The sequence below is a fragment of the Kitasatospora albolonga genome (assembly GCF_039535905.1).
Lineage (GTDB): Bacteria > Actinomycetota > Actinomycetes > Streptomycetales > Streptomycetaceae > Kitasatospora > Kitasatospora albolonga.
In genome coordinates this window covers 36,150-53,492 of record NZ_BAAAYB010000004.1, presented here as the reverse complement: position 1 = coordinate 53,492, position 17,343 = coordinate 36,150, and the positions used below count along the sequence as shown (strand labels likewise).

General features: G+C 73.7%; 21 protein-coding genes. 13 read left to right on the top strand and 8 right to left on the bottom strand.

Going from position 1 to position 17,343, the window contains the following annotated elements; translation table 11 throughout:
- Positions 1 to 69 precede the first annotated feature (69 nt).
- Genes paaA through paaE form a run of 5 tightly spaced genes read left to right on the top strand, consistent with a single transcriptional unit; the run spans position 70 to position 3,788 of the window.
- Complete coding sequence (gene paaA, locus ABD946_RS01330) at positions 70 to 1,029, top strand: 1,2-phenylacetyl-CoA epoxidase subunit PaaA (protein ID WP_345279179.1); 960 nt, start codon at positions 70 to 72, stop codon at positions 1,027 to 1,029.
- Positions 1,026 to 1,313: a 1,2-phenylacetyl-CoA epoxidase subunit PaaB gene (gene paaB / locus ABD946_RS01325; RefSeq protein WP_345279177.1), complete on the top strand. Its 288-nt coding sequence runs from the start codon at positions 1,026 to 1,028 to the stop codon at positions 1,311 to 1,313. Before paaA ends, paaB begins: the two co-directional genes overlap by 4 nt.
- A 16-nt stretch (positions 1,314 to 1,329) precedes the next feature.
- Complete coding sequence (gene paaC / locus ABD946_RS01320; RefSeq protein ID WP_345279175.1) at positions 1,330 to 2,211, top strand: 1,2-phenylacetyl-CoA epoxidase subunit PaaC; 882 nt, start codon at positions 1,330 to 1,332, stop codon at positions 2,209 to 2,211.
- Positions 2,205 to 2,711: a 1,2-phenylacetyl-CoA epoxidase subunit PaaD gene (paaD, locus tag ABD946_RS01315; protein ID WP_345279173.1), complete on the top strand. Its 507-nt coding sequence runs from the start codon at positions 2,205 to 2,207 to the stop codon at positions 2,709 to 2,711. The genes paaC and paaD overlap by 7 nt, the downstream gene beginning before the upstream one ends.
- A gap of 3 nt (positions 2,712 to 2,714) precedes the next feature.
- The gene (paaE, locus tag ABD946_RS01310; RefSeq protein WP_345279171.1) at positions 2,715 to 3,788 is read left to right on the top strand and encodes a 1,2-phenylacetyl-CoA epoxidase subunit PaaE; all 1,074 of its coding nucleotides are present in this window, start codon (positions 2,715 to 2,717) and stop codon (positions 3,786 to 3,788) included.
- 25 nt (positions 3,789 to 3,813) lie between these two features.
- Here the strand turns inward: paaE and ABD946_RS01305 are convergent, their stop codons facing one another.
- Positions 3,814 to 4,884 (bottom strand): FAD-dependent oxidoreductase, encoded by a 1,071-nt coding sequence (locus ABD946_RS01305; RefSeq protein WP_345279169.1) that lies wholly within the window; start codon positions 4,882 to 4,884, stop codon positions 3,814 to 3,816.
- 77 nt (positions 4,885 to 4,961) lie between these two features.
- Here ABD946_RS01305 and ABD946_RS01300 point away from each other — a divergent pair, with 77 nt between their 5' ends.
- Positions 4,962 to 6,062, top strand: a complete 1,101-nt coding sequence (locus ABD946_RS01300) for a M20 family metallopeptidase (protein ID WP_345279167.1) — start codon at positions 4,962 to 4,964, stop codon at positions 6,060 to 6,062.
- Between the two features lie 132 nt (positions 6,063 to 6,194).
- On the opposite strand, the gene ABD946_RS01295 is transcribed toward ABD946_RS01300, so the two are convergent.
- Positions 6,195 to 6,665, bottom strand: a complete 471-nt coding sequence (locus tag ABD946_RS01295) for an NUDIX hydrolase (RefSeq protein WP_345279165.1) — start codon at positions 6,663 to 6,665, stop codon at positions 6,195 to 6,197.
- 3 nt (positions 6,666 to 6,668) lie between these two features.
- Positions 6,669 to 7,385, bottom strand: coding sequence for an XRE family transcriptional regulator (locus ABD946_RS01290; protein WP_345279362.1), 717 nt, complete (start codon positions 7,383 to 7,385; stop codon positions 6,669 to 6,671).
- Between the two features lie 122 nt (positions 7,386 to 7,507).
- Here ABD946_RS01290 and ABD946_RS01285 point away from each other — a divergent pair, with 122 nt between their 5' ends.
- The gene (locus ABD946_RS01285) at positions 7,508 to 7,750 is read left to right on the top strand and encodes a hypothetical protein (protein WP_345279163.1); all 243 of its coding nucleotides are present in this window, start codon (positions 7,508 to 7,510) and stop codon (positions 7,748 to 7,750) included.
- 238 nt (positions 7,751 to 7,988) lie between these two features.
- Here ABD946_RS01285 and ABD946_RS01280 read toward each other — a convergent pair whose 3' ends face one another.
- On the bottom strand, positions 7,989 to 8,360 hold the full coding sequence (locus ABD946_RS01280; protein ID WP_345279161.1) for a YbjQ family protein: 372 nt from the start codon (positions 8,358 to 8,360) through the stop codon (positions 7,989 to 7,991).
- Positions 8,361 to 8,433: 73 nt separating this feature from the next.
- Between ABD946_RS01280 and ABD946_RS01275 the strand changes: the two genes are divergently transcribed.
- The gene (locus tag ABD946_RS01275) at positions 8,434 to 9,363 is read left to right on the top strand and encodes a hypothetical protein (protein WP_345279159.1); all 930 of its coding nucleotides are present in this window, start codon (positions 8,434 to 8,436) and stop codon (positions 9,361 to 9,363) included.
- A gap of 7 nt (positions 9,364 to 9,370) precedes the next feature.
- On the opposite strand, the gene ABD946_RS01270 is transcribed toward ABD946_RS01275, so the two are convergent.
- On the bottom strand, positions 9,371 to 10,114 hold the full coding sequence (locus ABD946_RS01270; protein WP_345279157.1) for a hypothetical protein: 744 nt from the start codon (positions 10,112 to 10,114) through the stop codon (positions 9,371 to 9,373).
- A gap of 38 nt (positions 10,115 to 10,152) precedes the next feature.
- Here ABD946_RS01270 and ABD946_RS01265 point away from each other — a divergent pair, with 38 nt between their 5' ends.
- Positions 10,153 to 10,887 carry an aminoacyl-tRNA hydrolase gene (locus tag ABD946_RS01265; protein ID WP_345279155.1) on the top strand — a complete coding sequence of 245 codons (735 nt, stop codon included), beginning with the start codon at positions 10,153 to 10,155 and terminating at the stop codon, positions 10,885 to 10,887.
- A 48-nt stretch (positions 10,888 to 10,935) separates the two neighbouring features.
- On the top strand, positions 10,936 to 11,385 hold the full coding sequence (locus ABD946_RS01260) for a DUF3592 domain-containing protein (protein WP_345279153.1): 450 nt from the start codon (positions 10,936 to 10,938) through the stop codon (positions 11,383 to 11,385).
- A 9-nt stretch (positions 11,386 to 11,394) separates the two neighbouring features.
- Here the strand turns inward: ABD946_RS01260 and ABD946_RS01255 are convergent, their stop codons facing one another.
- Both ABD946_RS01255 and ABD946_RS01250 read right to left on the bottom strand, forming a co-directional pair.
- On the bottom strand, positions 11,395 to 12,132 hold the full coding sequence (locus ABD946_RS01255) for an ABC transporter permease (protein ID WP_345279151.1): 738 nt from the start codon (positions 12,130 to 12,132) through the stop codon (positions 11,395 to 11,397).
- Positions 12,129 to 13,037, bottom strand: a complete 909-nt coding sequence (locus ABD946_RS01250) for an ABC transporter ATP-binding protein (RefSeq protein WP_345279149.1) — start codon at positions 13,035 to 13,037, stop codon at positions 12,129 to 12,131. The genes ABD946_RS01255 and ABD946_RS01250 overlap by 4 nt, the downstream gene beginning before the upstream one ends.
- Positions 13,038 to 13,170: 133 nt before the next feature.
- Here ABD946_RS01250 and ABD946_RS01245 point away from each other — a divergent pair, with 133 nt between their 5' ends.
- From ABD946_RS01245 to ABD946_RS01235, 3 genes are read left to right on the top strand one after another with little or no spacing between them, the layout of a single operon-like run.
- Positions 13,171 to 14,385, top strand: coding sequence for a sensor histidine kinase (locus ABD946_RS01245; RefSeq protein ID WP_345279147.1), 1,215 nt, complete (start codon positions 13,171 to 13,173; stop codon positions 14,383 to 14,385).
- Positions 14,382 to 15,029 carry a response regulator gene (locus ABD946_RS01240; protein WP_345279145.1) on the top strand — a complete coding sequence of 216 codons (648 nt, stop codon included), beginning with the start codon at positions 14,382 to 14,384 and terminating at the stop codon, positions 15,027 to 15,029. Before ABD946_RS01245 ends, ABD946_RS01240 begins: the two co-directional genes overlap by 4 nt.
- A gap of 57 nt (positions 15,030 to 15,086) precedes the next feature.
- Positions 15,087 to 16,139, top strand: a complete 1,053-nt coding sequence (locus ABD946_RS01235) for a hypothetical protein (RefSeq protein ID WP_345279143.1) — start codon at positions 15,087 to 15,089, stop codon at positions 16,137 to 16,139.
- Here ABD946_RS01235 and ABD946_RS01230 read toward each other — a convergent pair whose 3' ends face one another.
- Positions 16,140 to 17,210, bottom strand: coding sequence for an ABC transporter ATP-binding protein (locus ABD946_RS01230; RefSeq protein ID WP_345279141.1), 1,071 nt, complete (start codon positions 17,208 to 17,210; stop codon positions 16,140 to 16,142).
- Positions 17,211 to 17,343 lie beyond the last annotated feature (133 nt).

Below are 17,343 nucleotides of genomic sequence, written 5' to 3'. Positions count from 1 at the left end.
CCTTGTCAGGGGAGGTGGGTGGGCTGCACACTGGTACCGACCGAACGGTCAGTCGGGAGGTGGGTTGCGGTGACGGTGGCCGATGCGGGTGAGGCCTTGGCGGGGCGGTTCGAGGCCGTGGTGGCGGCGGACCAGCGGATCGAGCCGAGGGACTGGATGCCGGAGGCGTACCGGGCGACGCTGGTGCGGCAGATCGCGCAGCACGCGCACTCCGAGATCATCGGCATGCAGCCTGAGGGGAACTGGCTGACCAGGGCCCCCTCGCTGCGCCGGAAGGCGATCCTGCTGGCCAAGGCCCAGGACGAGGCGGGCCACGGGCTCTACCTGTACGCGGCGGCGGAGACCCTCGGGGTGGACCGGGCCGAGCTGACCGAGAAGCTGATCAGCGGGCGGCAGAAGTACAGCTCGATCTTCAACTACCCGACGCTGACCTTCGCCGACGTCGGCGTGATCGGCTGGCTGGTGGACGGCGCGGCGATCTGCAACCAGGTGCCGCTCTGCCGGTGCAGCTACGGGCCGTACGCCCGGGCGATGGTGCGGGTCTGCAAGGAGGAGTCCTTCCACCAGCGGCAGGGCTACGAGCTGCTGATGACGATGATGCGCGGCACCGAGGGCCAGCGCGCCATGGTGCAGGACGCGGTGGACCGCTGGTGGTGGCCGTCGCTGATGATGTTCGGCCCGCCGGACGGCGACTCGCCGAACACCGCGCAGTCCATGGAGTGGCGGATCAAGCGCCACACCAACGACGAACTGCGCCAGCGCTTCGTCGACATGACGGTGCCCCAGGCGCAGCACCTCGGCGTCACCCTCCCCGACCCGGCGCTGGCGTGGAACGAGGAGCGCGGCGGCTGGGACTTCGGCGAGCCGGACTGGTCCGAGCTCAAGCAGGTGATCAAGGGTCAGGGCCCGTGCAACGCGCAGCGGGTCGAGCGCCGCCGGGCCGCCCACGAGGACGGCGCCTGGGTCCGCGAGGCCGCCCTGGCCCACGCGGCCAAGCAGCAGGCGAAGCAGAAGGAGAACGAGGCATGAGCAAGGCCGACTGGCCGCTGTACGAGGTGTTCGTCCGCCCCCGGCGGGGCCTGAACCACGTGCACGTCGGCTCGCTGCACGCCGCCGACGACCGGATGGCGCTGCTCGCCGCCCGCGACCTCTACACCCGGCGGAACGAGGGCGTCAGCCTCTGGGTGGTGCCGTCGAGCGCGATCACCGCCTCCACCCCGGACGAGCAGGACCCGTTCTTCGCCCCCAGCGGCGACAAGGTCTACCGCCACCCGACCTTCTACGACATCCCCGAGGATGTCCCGCACATCTGACGGGGGAGCACCTCTCATGAGCGACGACCACGTGTACCTGAGCCTCGCCGAGGCGGACCACGGCCCGGAGGGCGAGGCCCGCTGGGCGTACGGCACCGGCTTCTCCGACCCGCTGCTCGGGGTGGACCGCGCCGTCCCGGCGGGGGTCGACCCGGCCGCCCTGGCCGAGTTCTGCCTGATGCTCGGCGACGACGCGCTGGTCCTGGCCCAGCGGCTGATCGAGTGGTGCACCCGGGCGCCCGAGCTGGAGGAGGAGGTGGCGCTGGCCAACCTCGGCCTCGACCTGCTCGGCCAGGCCCGCCAACTGCTGACCCGCTCGGGCCAGTTGGACGGCACCGAGCGGACGGAGGACGACCTGGCGTACTGGCGCGAGGACCACCAGTTCCGCAACGTGCGCCTGGTCGAGGTCCCCAACGGCGACTTCGCGCACACCGTGGCACGGCTGCTGCTGTTCTCCACCGCCCGCCTGGCCCTCTTCGAGCGGCTGGCCGGCCACGCCGACCCGGTGCTCGCAGCGGTCGCGGCCCGGGGAGTCAAGGAGCTGGCCTACCACCGCGAGTACGCCGCCGCCTGGACGTTGCGGCTCGGCGACGGCACCGCGTACTCCGCCGAGCGGATGCGGGCCGGTCTGGCGGCGGTCTGGCCGCTGCTGGACGAGCTGTTCACGCCGCACCGGGTGGAGCTGGCGCTCGGGGTGGACGTCGCCGAGCTGCGCGAGCCGGTGCTGGCCACGCTGGCCGAGGTGCTGGCCGCGGCGGGGCTGGAGCTGCCCGAGGCGGCGCCGATGGCCCGGGTCGGCGGCCGGGCCGGGCGGGACGGCGTGCACACCGAGGCGCTCGGCCTGATGCTCGCCGAGCTCCAGGTGGTGGCCAGGGCGCACCCGGGGGCGACGTGGTGACCACGACCCTGCGGCCCGCTCTGGAGGTCGCCGCCGAGGTGCCCGACCCGGAGCTGCCGATGCTGACCCTGGCCGACCTCGGCGTGCTGGCCGAGGTCGAGCAGCGCGGCGACGCCGTCACCGCCTGGCTCACCCCGACCTACTCCGGCTGCCCGGCGGTGGCCGAGATGGCCGCCGACGTGGCGGGCCGGCTGCGGGCCGCCGGGTACCGGGAGGTGGACGTGCGGCTGCGGCTGGACCCGCCGTGGTCCACCGACCTGATCACCGAGGCCGGCCGGGCCAAGCTGGCCGCCGCCGGGATCGCCCCGCCGCACGCCGTCGCCGCCGCGTCCCCCGGGCCGCTCGCCCTCACCCTCGGGCGGACCAGGCTCGCGGTGCTCTGCCCGCAGTGCGGCAGCCGGGAGACGGAGGAGCTGTCCCGCTTCGGCTCCACCTCCTGCAAGGCGCTCTGGCGCTGCCGCGACTGCCGGGAGCCCTTCGAACGGATCAAGGAGATCTGACCCGTGACCACCACCGCCCCGCGCCGCCTGGCCTTCCACTCGCTGCGGATCGCCGCGTCGGAGCAGCTCTGCGAGGACGCCGTCGCGGTCACCTTCGAGGTGCCGCCGGAGCTCGCCGAGGAGTACGCCTTCCGCCCCGGCCAGACCCTGACGGTCCGTCGGATCGTGGACGGGGTGGACGAGCGGCGCTCGTACTCGATCTGCGCCCCCGCCGGGGGAGCGCTGCGGATCGCGGTCCGCGAGGTGCCGGGCGGGCTGTTCTCCCGCTGGCTGGTCCGGGAGGCGGGCGTGGGCACCGAGGTGGAGGTGCTGCCGCCGGTCGGCCTGTTCACCCCCGACCTCTCGGTGCCCGGCACCCACGTGCTGCTGGCGGCGGGCTCCGGCATCACCCCGATGCTCTCGATCGCCGCCTCGGTGCTGGCCGACGGCGTCTCACGGGTGGTGCTGGTCTACGGCAACCGGCGCAGCGACACGGTGATGTTCGCCGACGAGCTGGCCGACCTGAAGGACCGTCACCTCGGCCGCCTCCAGCTGGTGCACGTGCTCTCCCGGGAGAGCCGCGACGCCGAGCTGCTCAGCGGCCGGCTCGACCCGGAGCGGGTCCGGGCCCTGCTGACGGCCCTGGTGGACGCCCCCGAGGTGGACCACTGGTGGCTCTGCGGCCCGTACGGCATGGTGATCGGCGCCAAGGAGCTGCTGCACGAGCTGGGCGTCCCGGCCGAGCGGGTCCACCAGGAGCTCTTCCACGCCGAGGACGAGCCGCTCGCCGAGCGGGCCGAGGAGGAGGCCGTCGACGCCGACGCCGCCGAGGTCACCGTCATCCTGGACGGCCGCTCCGGCACCCTCTCCCTCCCGCGCGACCGCTCGATCCTGGACGGCGCCCAGCGCGCCCGCCCCGACCTCCCGTTCGCCTGCAAGGGCGGTGTCTGCGGCACCTGCCGCGCCCTGGTCACCGAGGGCGAGGCCACCATGCGCCGCAACTTCGCCCTGGAGGAGAAGGAGCTCGCCGCCGGCTACGTCCTGACCTGCCAGGCCCGCCCCGTCTCCGACAAGGTCACGGTCGACTTCGACCGCTGACCCGGAACGCCGGGACGGCCGTCGCTCACCGGACCGGGGCGGGCTCGCGCTCGTGCGGGTCGCCGAGGAGGGTGACCAGGTCGTTCGCGGCGGCCCGGCCGGCGCGGTTGGCTCCGACGGTGGAGGCGGAGGGGCCGTAGCCGAGCAGGTGGATGCGGGGGTCGTCGGTGGCGCGGGTGCCGGTGAGGCGGATGCCGCCGGCCGGGGTGCGCAGGTGGAGCGGGGCGAGGTGGGCGGTCTCGGCGCGGAAGCCGGTGGCCCAGACGATGGCGTCGAAGCGCTCCTCGTGCTCGCCCCAGGCCACGCCGTGCTCGGTGAGGCGGTCGAACATCGGGCGCCGGTGCAGGGCTCCCAGCTCCTCGGCGCGGCGGTACGCGACCGAGGGGCCGAGGCCGGTGACGCTGACCACGCTGCGCACCGGCAGGCCCTCCCGGACGCGCTGCTCGACCAGGGCGACGGCGGCCCGGCCGGACTCGGGGGTGAACGGCCCGTCCCGGTACTCCGGCTCACGCCGCGTCACCCAGACCGTCTCGCCGACGGCGGCCACCTCCGAGAGGACCTGGATCGCCGAGGCGCCGCCGCCGACCACCAGCACCCGCTTCCCGGCGAACTCCTCCGGCCCCCGGTAGTCCGCGTAGTGCAGCTGACGGCCCGTGAAGTGCCCGGGGTAGAACGGCAGGAAGGGCCTGGTCCAGGTGCCGGTGGCGTTCACCAGCGCCCGGGCCCGCCACTGCCCGGCGTCGCTGCTCACCAGCAGCCGCCCGTCGGGCAGCGACTCGACCGAGGAGACCTTGACCGGCCGGACCACCGGCAGGGCGTGCCTGGCCTCGTACGCCGCGAAGTAGCCGGGCACCACCTCGCGGGCCGGCGCGCTCGGGTCGGGCTCCGGCAGCTCGAAGTCGGGCAGGTCGTGGAAGCCGTGCACGGTGGCCATCCGCAGCGAGGGGGAGCGGTGGGCCCAGGCGCCGCCCGGGGTGGCGTCCGCGTCCAGCACCACGAAGCCGGTGTACGGGGCGAAGCCGCGTCGGCGCAGGTGGTAGGCGGCGGACAGGCCCGCCTGGCCGGCCCCGATCACCACGACGTCGACGTCCACCATCGTTTCACCGTAAACAGTCACGGTGGTGAAACATCACCGGGGGGAGAGCTGTTCCCCGCCCCGACTAGTCTCGGGGCATGACGATGCGCAAGGCCGTTCCCCCGAGTGTCGACGCCATGCTCGAAGACCTCGAGAGGCTCATCACGACCGAATCCCCCTCGGACGACCCCACCGCACTGAAGGCCTCGGCCCACGTGGTCGCCGAGGTGATCGAGCGGCGCCTGGGCGGGCGGGCCGCGATCGTCGAGCTGGACGGGCTGCCCCACGTCCACTGGTCCGGCGGCGGCGAGCCCCGGGTGCTGGTCCTCGGTCACCACGACACCGTCTTCCCGCTCGGCACCCTGGAGCGCCGACCGTTCACGGTCGCGGACGGGCGGGTCACCGGGCCGGGGGTCTTCGACATGCTCGGCGGCCTGGTCCAGGCGGTGCACGGGCTGGCCGCACTGGACGACCTGGCGGGCGTCGAGATCCTGGTGACCGCGGACGAGGAGGTCGGCTCCCGCAGCTCGCGGGCGCTGATCGAGGAGCGGGCGCTGGCCTGCGGCGCGGTGCTGGTCTTCGAGGGCGCGGCCGACGGCGGCGGGCTGAAGACCGCCCGCAAGGGCACCGGCGGCTTCCACGTCACCGTCACCGGGCGGGCCTCGCACGCCGGGCTGGAGCCCGAGGCCGGGATCAACGCGCTGATCGAGGCCGCCCACCAGGTGCTCGCCATCGCCGAGTTCGGCCGCCCGGAGCTCGGCACCACCGTCACCCCGACCGTGGCCGAGGCCGGCACCGCCGAGAACGTCGTGCCCGCCTCCGCGACCGTCCTGGTCGACGTCCGGGTCGAGAGCCGACAGGAGAAGGAGCGCGTCGAGGCCGCCTTCGCGGCGCTGACCCCGCGGGTGGAGGGCGCGAAGCTCGCCGTCTCGGGCGGGATCAGCCGGCCGCCGATGCCGGAGTCCGCCTCCGCCTCGCTGTTCGCGGTGGCCCGGGAGCTGCTCCCCGGGGTCGAGGGCCGCGCGGTCGGCGGCGGCAGCGACGGCAACTACACCGCGGCGCTCGGCGTCCCGACCCTCGACGGGCTGGGCGCGGTCGGCGGCGGGGCCCACTCCGACGACGAGTACCTGCTGGTCGGCTCGATGGTCGAGCGCGCCGAACTGGTGGCCGGCCTGGTCGGCGCGATCCGGCAGACCTGACGGACCGTCGGCGGGCGACCGGAGCCGCCCGCCGACCTCCGCTCACTGCAGCGGCGAGATCACCACGGTGACCTGCTCCCCGTGTCACAGAAGGAGTGGGGCCGCCGCTGGGCGGTCCGGGAGCGGCTCGACTCATCCCAGGTACGGTGCCGGTCGCCCCTCGCGGAAGTGCTGCACGCGGAGTTGCTGCGTGTGGTGCATCGGGAGGCCGTCCAAGTCCTCCGGCGCGACCCACCGGAGTTCCGTCGACTCGTCGGAGATGGCCAACTCCCCACCGACCACCCGGGCGGTGAAACACACGTTGAACTGCCGTCGTACCTCGCCGTCGGTGTACGCGATGATGTGGTGGGGGTCGGTGTAGGTGCCCACCAACCCCGTGATCTCGACGTCAAGGCCGGTCTCCTCCCGGACCTCCCGGACGGCCGCTCCGGGAAGGGAGTCGTCCAGCTCCATCCCGCCGCCCGGCAGGGCCCAGAGGCCGCTGTCCGAGCGACGCTGCATCAGGATGCGTCCGGCGTCGTCGGTGACCACGGCGGAGGCCGCCACGACCATGCTGTTCGGGGCGGGTGCTGACGGGTCGTCGTAGTACTCGGTGCGTGCCACGGGTCAGCCTTCCGTCAGCGGGGTCGCCGTCGCCCAGACGGCATCGAAGCTCTCGGCGTAGGTGGCGAACATGCTGCCGCCCTCCGCGCGTCGGAGGTGCCACACGGGGGCCCCGAAGGCGTTCACGCCCCACACGTGGGCGTTGACCATCATCTGGTCGTCGGCCCGGTAGAGGCTGTTGTACAAGGTCGTCCCGTGGGTTCGTAGTTCGATCCCGGGCACCCCGAGCAGCGGCCGGTAGTGCATCGCGGCGAGCCGACACCGGGAGTCGATGCCGTGTCCGAACCGCTCTTCCTGGCCTCGCCGTTGGACGTTGTCGCTGCCGGGGTCGCCGAGGGCGATCCGGATTCGGCAGCCGTCGGCCGCTTGTTGCTTCAACCGCTCGTTGAGACGCGGGTGCGCTTCGTGCAGGAAGACGGCCGCGTACACCAGGATGTCGAGCCGTTCCCTGGCGCTGCCGAGGAGGTCCACGAAGGTGGACACGGGCACGTCCGCGCGCTGCTCGTACAGGGTGACGAGTTCGGGGCTGACAGCCCGCGCCGGCCGGGCTTGCCGGAGCGACGGCCAGAGTGCGTGAACGTCCTCTCCCAGCCTCTCCGCCGCCTTCATCGCGGTGGCCCGCCGGGGCGTCCGGCCCAGGTTCACCCAGCGCTCGACGGACTTGGGGTCAACCCCTGTGGCATCGCCCAATGCGGCGTGTGTCCAGCCGCCGCTCGCCATGGCCGTGCGCAGGCGCTCATTCGGTACCGTGCCCATGGGGACGTTCTACAGTGCACGGGACGTCCCGAAGTGTGTTTCGTGCGAGGTTCCTCCGTCCCGGCGTGCCGCCCGATGATCGCGGTATGGATGAGCAGTGGGGGTGCCCCGAGTGCGAGTGGTTCGACGCGATCGAGGCCGACGGCTTCCGGAACATCACCCCGGAGAAGCTGGCGAGGCTCCGAGAACGGCACACGTGCATGACCGAGCCAGCAGTCTCAGCCGCCCAGCAACCGGCAGCTGAGGAAGAGCGGCTCGCCGCCGCTCTTCGCCACCGCGCCCGGGTACGCCGGGCTCGCCTCAAGGGTCGGCTCCGGCGGTCGGCGTGAACGAGTGGCCGGAGTATCCGGAGTGTTCGATGTGTGACGAGTTGGCTCGACGCCGCTTCGGCGCGCAGGCGGCCGCAGACTTCTCCGCGATGGCGGACGTACGGGTTCTGACGACCCGCCACTGGTCGGACGACGCGTGCCCCCGGCAGGCGCAGTTCCCCGCCCCGGTCCTGTGGTCGGCATGAGCGGTGACAGGCCGGCCGTCGGCGGGCGACCGGAGCCGCCCGCCGACCTCCGCTCACTGCAGCGGCGAGATCACCACGGCCGTCCCGTACGCGCAGATCTCCGTCCCGAGGTCGGCCGCCTCGGTGACGTCGAAGCGCATCATCAGCACCGCGTTCCCGCCGCGCGCCCGGGTCTGCTCGACCAGGCGCTCCATCGCCTGGTTCCGGGACTCCACCAGGGTCTTGGTCAGCCCCTTCAACTCCCCTCCCAGCATGGACTTGAAGGAGGCGCCGATCTGCGTCCCGATGTGGCGGCTGCGCACCGTCAGGCCGAACACCTCCCCGATCACCCGGTCCACCCGGAAGCCCGGGACGTCGTTGGTCGTGACCACCAGCACGTCGGCGCCCGGGCCCTGCCCGCCGCCGAACTCTTCGAGGTTGCTCATGGTTGCCATCCTGCAACCCGGGGACCGGCCAAGCAGGTGGACTCGCTCGGGCACAGCCTGTAAACCTGGTCCCATGGGCGAGCGAAGCGATCATCCACAGGGGCCGGGCGCGGCGGCTGACTCCGGCGCGCAGGAGATCGAAGCGACGGTGGTGCTCGGCATCCGGATCACCGACTGGGACCAGTTGCGCCGTGCCGCGCGGGCCGCCGTCGAGGAGCTGGACTTCACCGGGATCGATCCGCAGGGGCAGCGGGAGGCTCTGCTGCGCGAGGTCTCCGAGGACCCCAACGCGGCGCTCGGCGCGCTGCTCCACCCCGACCGGCTGGTGGCCGCGATCCCCGGCGTCGAGGCGATCGGCGGCACCCTGGAGATCGCCGTCACCGACGACTTCGCGCCGGACTTCGCCGAGCTCTTCCCGCTCGACCTGGACGAGGAGGAGGGCGGCGGCACCGGGGACTGGACCCTCACCCCGCGCACCGCCTGCCTGATCCACACTCAACTCATCACCCTGGCCGACGCCGCGTACGACGACCTGGACGAGCACGAGGACGACCCGGTCACCGACGAGGAGGAGGCGGACTGGGCGGTGCTCGGCCGTCTGCCGCAGCGCACCTGGCAGCTGCACCGCAGCTGGCGCCGCGCCTTCGCCCGGGCCTTCGACGACCTCGCGGACGACCTGGCCCTCGGCGAGTGGCCGCTGCCCCGCAACCTGGCCGAGGAGCTGGCGCTCCGGCTCGCCCTGGTGGACGCCCGCGAACTGCTCGGCGCCCAGCCCCAGGCCGTGGCCGACATGATGGGCGACCTCCCGGTCGACCTCTACGACTACGACTGGGACGGCTGCGCCGACGAGCTGTTCGGCGTCTACGGCCCCGACGAGGGCGACCCGGAGCTGGACGCCACCGAGCGCACCGACGTCCTGCTGGCCGCCACCCACCCCGAGGGGTGGTTCCTCACCTACGAGGACGCCGAGGAGCGCGACCCCACCCGGGGCTACCGCCGCTGACCCTCCGTCAGGCTCCCCCGCCCAGGGCCTCGGCGAGCCGGGCGTCCTGGGCGGGGGTCAGCGGGAGCCGGGTGTGCCGGGGGCTGTGCTGCTCGGAGCAGCGCGGCAGTCGGCTCGGGGTGGTGGTCGCACCGCTGAGCGGAGAGACCGCGTCCTCGCCGGTCACCCAGCTCGGGCCGTCCCAGAACGGGTGGTCCAGCAGGGCCTCGGCCAGTTCGGGCAGTTGCGCGGACCGCACGCCGACGCCGGTGAGGGCCTCGGCGACGGTGGTCGCGGCGTCCGGCGGGAGTTCGGCGTCGCCGAGCGCGGGCAGCAGCAGGAGCAGCCGGGCGTGCGGGTCGGTGACGCCGGGGCCCTCGCCGGGGTGGCGGGCGGCGTGCAGGAGTTCGGGCCAGGAGAGGCCGGGGCCGGTGTAGTGGCCCTCGGCGCTCGCCACCCGGAGCGCGCGGTCCCATTCGGGGTGGTCGAGGTGGTAGTCGACGCCCTCGTCGTCGGTGAAGTTGCGGTGGACGATCACCAGCCGGTGGCCGTCGGCGAGCGGCAGCCGGATCACCGGCCAGGCGGCCGGGTCGTGCAGCACCTCGACGGCGGCGTCCACGTCCGCGCCGTCGACGCCGAACAGGGCCGGCTCGGGCTCGAGCTCCTCGCCCTCGGCGAGCCAGAGCAGGTAGGCCGCCCAGAAGCCGGGGAGCAGGAGCAGGTCCTCGCCCGGGGTCAGGGGTTCGTCCTCGTAGTCGGGTGTCCGCAGCACGGGAGCATGGTGCCACGCCGACGATCTAAGCTCGACGGGTGACCAGCTCTCCTTTCACCGCGCCCAGCACGCCCGCCGTCGAGGACCCCCGGGACGCCAACCCGCAGTACGTGCTGCCGTTGGTCGTCCAGTTGGAGAAGGCCGACCCGCCGGCCCGGACGGACGCGCTGGAGACCTCGGCGCGGGCGGTGCTGACCCTGCTGGCCGACGAGCGGGTGACCGGGGCCGAGGGTGAGTGGGCCGAGCGGGTGGCCGCCTGGGAGGACGCGCGGATCCGGAAGGTGGTGCGGCGGGCCCGCGGCGGCGAGTGGCGCAAGGCGAACGAGCTGCCGGGGATCACCGTGACGGGCCGTCAGGCCGAGGTCCGGGTCTACCCGCCGATCCCGCTGGACGGCTGGCCCAAGGAGCTGGCCAAGCTCCAGGTCTCCGGCACCGACCTGGACGACCCGGAGGAGCCGGGCCCGGCCCCGGACGGGGTGCCGGTGCTCTGGCTCAACCCGGAGCTGGAGATGAGCGCCGGCAAGACCATGGCCCAGACCGGCCACGCCGCCCAGCTCGCCTGGTGGCGGCTGGACGGCGCGCAGCGCAAGGAGTGGGCCGAGGCCGGCTTCCCGCTGGTGGTCCGCACGGCGTCGAAGGAGGACTGGCCCGCCCTGACGGACGGTCACCTCCCGGTGGTCCGCGACGCCGGCTTCACCGAGATCGCCCCCGGGTCCTGCACCGTGGTCGCCGACCACCCGGCCTTCCGTTCGAATTCGGTGGAACCGCGCTGACCTGCGGAGCATCCTTGACCTCACAGGATCTTGGGGACGGGGGCGGGGATGGCCGGGAGCGGGTACGTGGTCATGGTGGTGGCCGGGCTGTTGTTCGCGGGGATCCCGGTGGTTGCCCGGACCGTGCACCTGCGGCGGGAGCGGTCGGGGCGGCGGGCGTTGGCCGAGGGGATCGAGGTGGAGGCCGGCTGCGTGGACGTCTTCACGACCCGGTCCGGGCCGGACGGTGGGGGCCGGGGGCCGCGGCAGGTGGTCCTCGGCTTCCGTACGCTCGAAGGCCGGGAGGTCCGTTTCCAGGACCTGTCCGGTGTCCCGCGCGTGGTCGGTGAGCGTGTGCGGGTCCGGTACCTCGCCGAGCACCCCAGGAGTGCGGCCGTCACCGACGCGGATCCGTTCGGCGGGTCGGGCCGCACCTTGCTGCTGGTGGTCTTCCCGCTGCTGTTCGGCGGCGCCGGTCTCGCCCTCGCCGGGTTCGGCGCTTGGCAGTGGCTCGGTTAGACCCCCCCGTCAGACGTCCTTGCGGGTCAGGGAGCGGTGGCCGAGCCAGAGCAGCAGGACCGTCCAGGCGGCCATCAGGAGCAGGCCGGTCCAGTGGCCGAAGGCGATGTGCGGGTCGGGCTGCTGCTTCCAGGCGTACTGGCCGGCCCGGTCGGGGAGGTACTGGGCGGCCACCCGGACGCCGGGGATGGCGGCCAGGGCGGTGGTGCCGAAGAAGACCAGCGGGGTGAGCAGGCCGAGGGCGGCGCTGAGGTTGCGGAAGCAGGCCGTGATGCCGAAGCAGATCAGCACCAGCATCGGGCAGTAGAGCACTCCGGCCACGGCGGTGCGGAGCATGCCGGGGGCGGAGAGGTCGAGGCCGGTGGTCGCGGCGACCGCGAGCATGGAGCCGCCGGTGGTGAGCAGGCCGACCAGCAGGCCGAGGCCCGCGCCGAGCAGGGCCTTGGCGGCGTAGAGGCGGCTGCGCCGGGGGACGGCGGTGAGCGAGGCGCGGATGGTGCCGGAGTTGAACTCCTGGCCGATCAGCAGGATGCCGAGGCAGGCCAGCGGCACCTGGCCGAAGTTGAAGCCGTAGAAGATGCCGACGCTCTTGTCCTCGGTGAGGGAGGTGTCGGCCGCGTAGTTGACGTTGACCAGGAGGGTGATCCCGACGCTGAGGACGACGGAGACCAGCGGGGCGGACCACTGGGAGATCAGGGTGGTGAGCTTGGTCCACTCGGAGCGCAGCACGAGGGTGGTGGTGCTCATGCCGCCACCGCCCGGTACTCGACGCTGTCCGCGGTCATCCGCATGAAGGCCTCCTCCAGCGAGTCCTGACGGCTCGCGATCTCGTAGAGCACGACGCCGTGCGCGGCGGCGTACCGGGCGAACTCCTCGCCGCTCACCCCGTCGACCTCCCAGCCGCCGTCCTCGGCCTGGGTCGCGGTGAGGGACACGGTGGCCATCAGGCGGTCGAGCTTCTCCGGGTCGACGGCGCGCACCCGCAGCCGGGGGCGGCCGTGCTCGGCGATGAAGGCGTCCAGGGTGGAGTCGGCCAGCAGGCGGCCCCGGCCGATGACCACCAAGTGATCGGCCGTCAGGGCCATCTCGGTCATCAGGTGCGAGGAGACCAGGACCGAGCGGCCCTCGGCGGCCAGGCCGCGCAGCAGTTCGCGGATCCACCGGATGCCCTCCGGGTCGAGGCCGTTGACCGGCTCGTCCAGCAGCAGGGCCGGCGGGTCGCCGAGCAGGGCCGCTGCCACGCCGAGCCGCTGGCGCATGCCGAGCGAGAAGCCGCGGACCCGGCGCCGGGCCACCTCGGCCAGGCCGACCTGCTCCAGCACCTCGGCCACCCGTCGGTCCGGCAGGCCGTTGCTGCGGGAGAGGCAGAGCAGGTGGCCCCGGGCGGTGCGGCCGCCGTGGACCGCGTTGGCGTCCAGCAGGGCGCCCACGGTGCGGAGCGGGTCGGTCAGTTCGGCGTAGGGGCGGCCGTCCACCAGGGCGCGGCCGGTGGTGGGGCGGTCGAGGCCGAGGAGCATTCGCACGGTGGTGGTCTTGCCGGCGCCGTTCGGGCCGAGGAAGCCGGTCACCGAGCCGGGGCGGACCTCGAAGGAGAGGTCGTCCACGGCGCGGGTCCGTCCGTAGGTCTTGCTCAGGCCTTGGACCTGGATCACGTTCGCCTCCTCGGGGAGTTGCTGACGTGGTCCATTCCAGCCGGGGCGGGGCACGGGCGGATCCCGCCGGGGAGGGGAAGGCCTCCCTCCCGGGAGGGAGCCGCCGACCGCAGGGGCCTGGCACGATGGGCGGATGCTCAAGACGATCTTCGCGCCGGTGTTCTCGCCGGTCACCTACGCCCGCTGGCTGCACCTGGTGATCGGCCTGATCTTCGCCGGGATGGTGCTGTTCGTCTACCCGGGGATCGAGCCCGGGGTCGGGGTGGCCGAGATGATCGCCAAGTGGGCGGCGCTGGTCTCCGTGCTGCTGGTGCTGGTGGCGCTGATCCCGGCGGTCCGGCGGGCCGAGGGCGTTCAGGCCCGGCTGCTGCTGGTGCCGGAGCGGGAGGAGGAGATCGGCACCGCCTCCTCGGTGGGCTGGGTCGACCGGAGGCGGACGGCGGCCTGGCTGCTGGGCCGGACCGCGCTGGGCGTGCCGGTGGGCTACGTCTCGTTGTTCGGGGTGGCGGGCGCGGTCTCCACCGTCTCGTACGTGGTGGAGGGGCGGCACCCGAAGCCGTTCGGCCTGCAACTGCCGGATGCCGTGCCGCCGTTGGTCTACCTGCTGGTGGTCCCGGTGGTGCTGGCCGCGCTGATCTGGTTGGTCTCGCTGGCCGGTCGGGTGCAACTGGCCATGGCGGTGCGGCTGTTGGGTCCGTCCCCGACGGAGCGGCTGGCCGAGGCGGAGCAGCGGGCCGAGCGGCTGCTGGAACGCAACCGGCTGGCAAGGGAGTTGCACGACTCCATCGGGCACGCGCTGACCGTGACGGTGCTCCAGGCGGGCGCGGCGCGGGAGGTGGCCGATCCGGCCTTCGTGGCGAAGGCGCTGGAGGTGATCGAGGAGACCGGCCGCCGGGCGATGGACGACCTGGAGCGCACCCTGGTGCTGCTGCGGGACAGTGCCGACGGCTCGGCGGTGGAGCGGCCGGGGGTGGAGCAGCTGGAGGGGCTGTTCGAGACGGCCCGGGCGGCCGGCAGCCCGGTGGTGGCGGTGGTCGCGGTGGCGCCCGGGGAACTGCCGGGGGTGCTCTCCCGGGAGTCGTACCGGATCGTCCAGGAGGCCGTCACCAACGCGCTCAAGTACGCCCCCGGGCAGCCGATCACCCTCCGACTCGCCATCGAGGAAGGGGACTTGCTCATTCGCAGCGCCAACGGGCGGTCGGCGGAGGGTGCTTCCCGCAGGGGCGGCGGGAAGGGGCTGCGCGGCGTCCGGGAGCGGGCGACCCTGCTGGGCGGGGAGGCGGCCGCCGGGTGGGAGGGGGAGGAGTGGGTGCTCTCGGTGCGGCTCCCGCTACGGTTGTCGGCATGATCGACATCCTGCTGGTGGACGACGAGGAGCTGGTGCGGGCCGGGCTGCGGGCCGTACTGGAGGCGCAGGGGGACCTCCGGGTCGTCGGCGAGGCCGCGGACGGCGCGGAGGCGATGGTGCTGGCCCGCACGCTGCGGCCGCACGTGGTGCTGATGGACGTCCGGATGCCGGAGGTGGACGGGCTGAGCGCGACCCGGGCGATCCTGGCCTCGGGCGGGGCGGACGCCCCGAAGATCCTGGTGGTCACCACCTTCGAGAACGACGACTACGTCTACGAGGCGCTGCGGGCCGGTGCCGACGGCTTCCTGCTCAAGCGCTCGCGGCCGGCCGAGATCGCGCACGCGGTCCGGCTGGTGGCGGCGGGCGAGTCGCTGCTCTTCCCGGCCGCGATCCGCCGGCTGGCGGGGGAGCGGGCCAACCGCCCCGCCCGGGAGGCTCTGGACCGGGCCGGGCTGACGGAGCGTGAGGCGGAGGTGCTGCGGCTGGTGGCGCAGGGGCTCTCGAACGGGGAGATCGCCGAGCGGCTCTTCCTGGGCGTGCAGACCGTCAAGACGCACGTCAGCAGCGTGCTCGGGAAGCTCGGCGCGCGGGACCGGACGCAGGCGGTGATCGTGGCGTACGAGTCGGGGTTCGTGCCCAGGTAGGGGTGGGTGCGCGCGGCGATCCGGGTGTGGGTGTTTTGGGGTGGTATGTCTGACTTCATGACACGACGGGTCGCGGTGGCGGGTTGTACGGCGGTGGCGCTGGGTGCGTTGGCGATGGTGCCCTCGATGGCGGTGGGGCCGCGGGCGGTGGATCCGAACGCGCTGGCCACCTCGGAGCTGGTGAAGCTGACCCAGCAGAAGGTGGACCCGATCGGGATGACCGCCTTCAGCGGTGTCTACGGCACGGCGGACAGCGTGGCCATCGGCGACACCGACAACGGGGACTTCAGCGACCCGGACGGGGTGCTCACCAAGCTGACCATCGCCACCCAGGTCAGCCGGACCGACGCGGCCGAGAGCAAGATCTACGGGCAGGCCCAGCTCACCGACCTGGTGATGACCCACAACAGCAGGCCGCTGCTGGCCATCCGGTCCACGGCCCAGAGCGGCGTGGCGTCGATCGACTCCTACGCGGAGTGCGTGCCGCCGCCGATCGGCCCGTACGCGCTGGCCTACAACCGGACGGACGGGTCCCAGATCACCGTGCTCGGGCAGCGGGTCGGGGTCGGGACCACCCAGCTGTCGGTCACCGGAACGGACTTCGGTGTGCCCACGGTCGGGCCCAGCACGCTCACGGTGGTGGTGACGCCGCATCAGGATCCGGCCACGCAGAGCCGGCAGTACGACGCCTCGGCATGGCTGGACATCCAGGTGAGCGGGGTGCTGAACGACACGGGCGGGACCCAGGTGTACCAGGGGGACATCACCACGATGCGGCTGGGCGAGGTGCACGCGCACTGCAAGGACAACACCACCCCGACCCCGACGCCGACCCCGACTCCCACGCCGACGCCCACCCCGACGCCGACGCCCACCCCGACGCCGACTCCTACGCCGACCCCGACTCCCACGCCGAGTCCGACCGTGACACCGGCGCCGAGTCCGACGCGGAGCAGCGCCCCGCCGGTCCCGGTGCCGCCGGACGGTGGCGGGAGTCTGCCGGACACCGGCGCGGGTCTCGGGTGGCAGCGGCCGGTGCTGGGGGCCTCGGTGCTCGGGCTGGTGGGTGCCGGTCTGGTGGTGGCCGGACGGCGGCTGCGGCGGCGCTGATCAGGCCGGGTAGGCGTGGGTCTGGGCCGCCTTGACGGTGGCCCAGACCGGAGTGCCCGGGGCCAGGTCGAGTTCGGCGGCCGCCGCCGGGGTGAGGTCGGCGGCCAGGTCGAGCGGCCCGGTCAGGTCCGCCCGGACCTGGTCGCCGTGCAGGTCCAGGCCGGTGACCTCCAGCTGCCAGACGTTGCGGGCGCTGGAGTCCGGCCGGGAGCGGTGCAGTTCCACGGCGGAGGGAGGGAAGGCGACGAAGGCCGGGCCGGTGAGCTCGTCGCTGGTGACCAGGGACGGGCCGCCGCCGGGGAGGGTGACGGTGTGTCCGGAGGCCTCGCCCTGGTAGAGGTTGAGGCCGACCAGGCGGGCGATGTAGTCGGTCCGGGGCCGCCGGGCGATCTCGGCCGGCGGGCCGGACTGCACCTCGCGCCCCTCCTCCACCACCACGAGCCGGTCGGCCAGCACCATCGCGTCCAGCGGATCGTGGGTGACCAGCACGGCCACCGCCTCGAACTCGGCCAGGTGGCGCCGGAGCTGGGCCCGCACGTCCAGCCGGGTCCGGGCGTCCAGGGCGGCGAGCGGCTCGTCCAGGAGGAGCAGCCGGGGGTGGACGGCGAGCGCGCGGGCGAGCGCGACGCGCTGGGCCTGGCCGCCGGAGAGCCCGGCGGGGCGGGCCTGGGCGTGCTCGGCCAGGCCCATCCGCTCCAGCCAGGGGAGGGCGGCCTCGCGGGAGGCTCGGCGGTTCATGCCCTGGCAGCGGAGGCCGAAGGCGACGTTGTCGAGGGCGGAGAGGTGGGGGAAGAGCAGGTAGTCCTGGAAGACCACGCCGACGGGCCGGGACTCGGCGGGCGTGTGGACCCCCTTGGCCGGGACCTCCAGCGGGCCGCCGTCCAGTGACAGGTGACCACCCGTCAGCGGCAGCAGCCCCGCGAGCGCCCGCAGGGCGGTGGACTTCCCGGCGCCGTTGGGCCCGAGCAGCGCCATCACCTCTCCCGGTGCGGCGGCCAGTTCGAGGTCCAGCCGGAACCCGGCCCGCCCCGCCTGCGGCTCCCGCTCGACGATCAGATGGGCATCAAGCACCGTGGCTCCTCGCGAACGTGGTTACCCCAGGGGCGCGGGGAACTGCGCGCAGGGGAACGGCAGCACGTGCAACTGGCTCGCCTGCCCCGATCTGGCTCCGGTCCGCCTTCCGCTTCGCGCAGTTCCCCGCGCC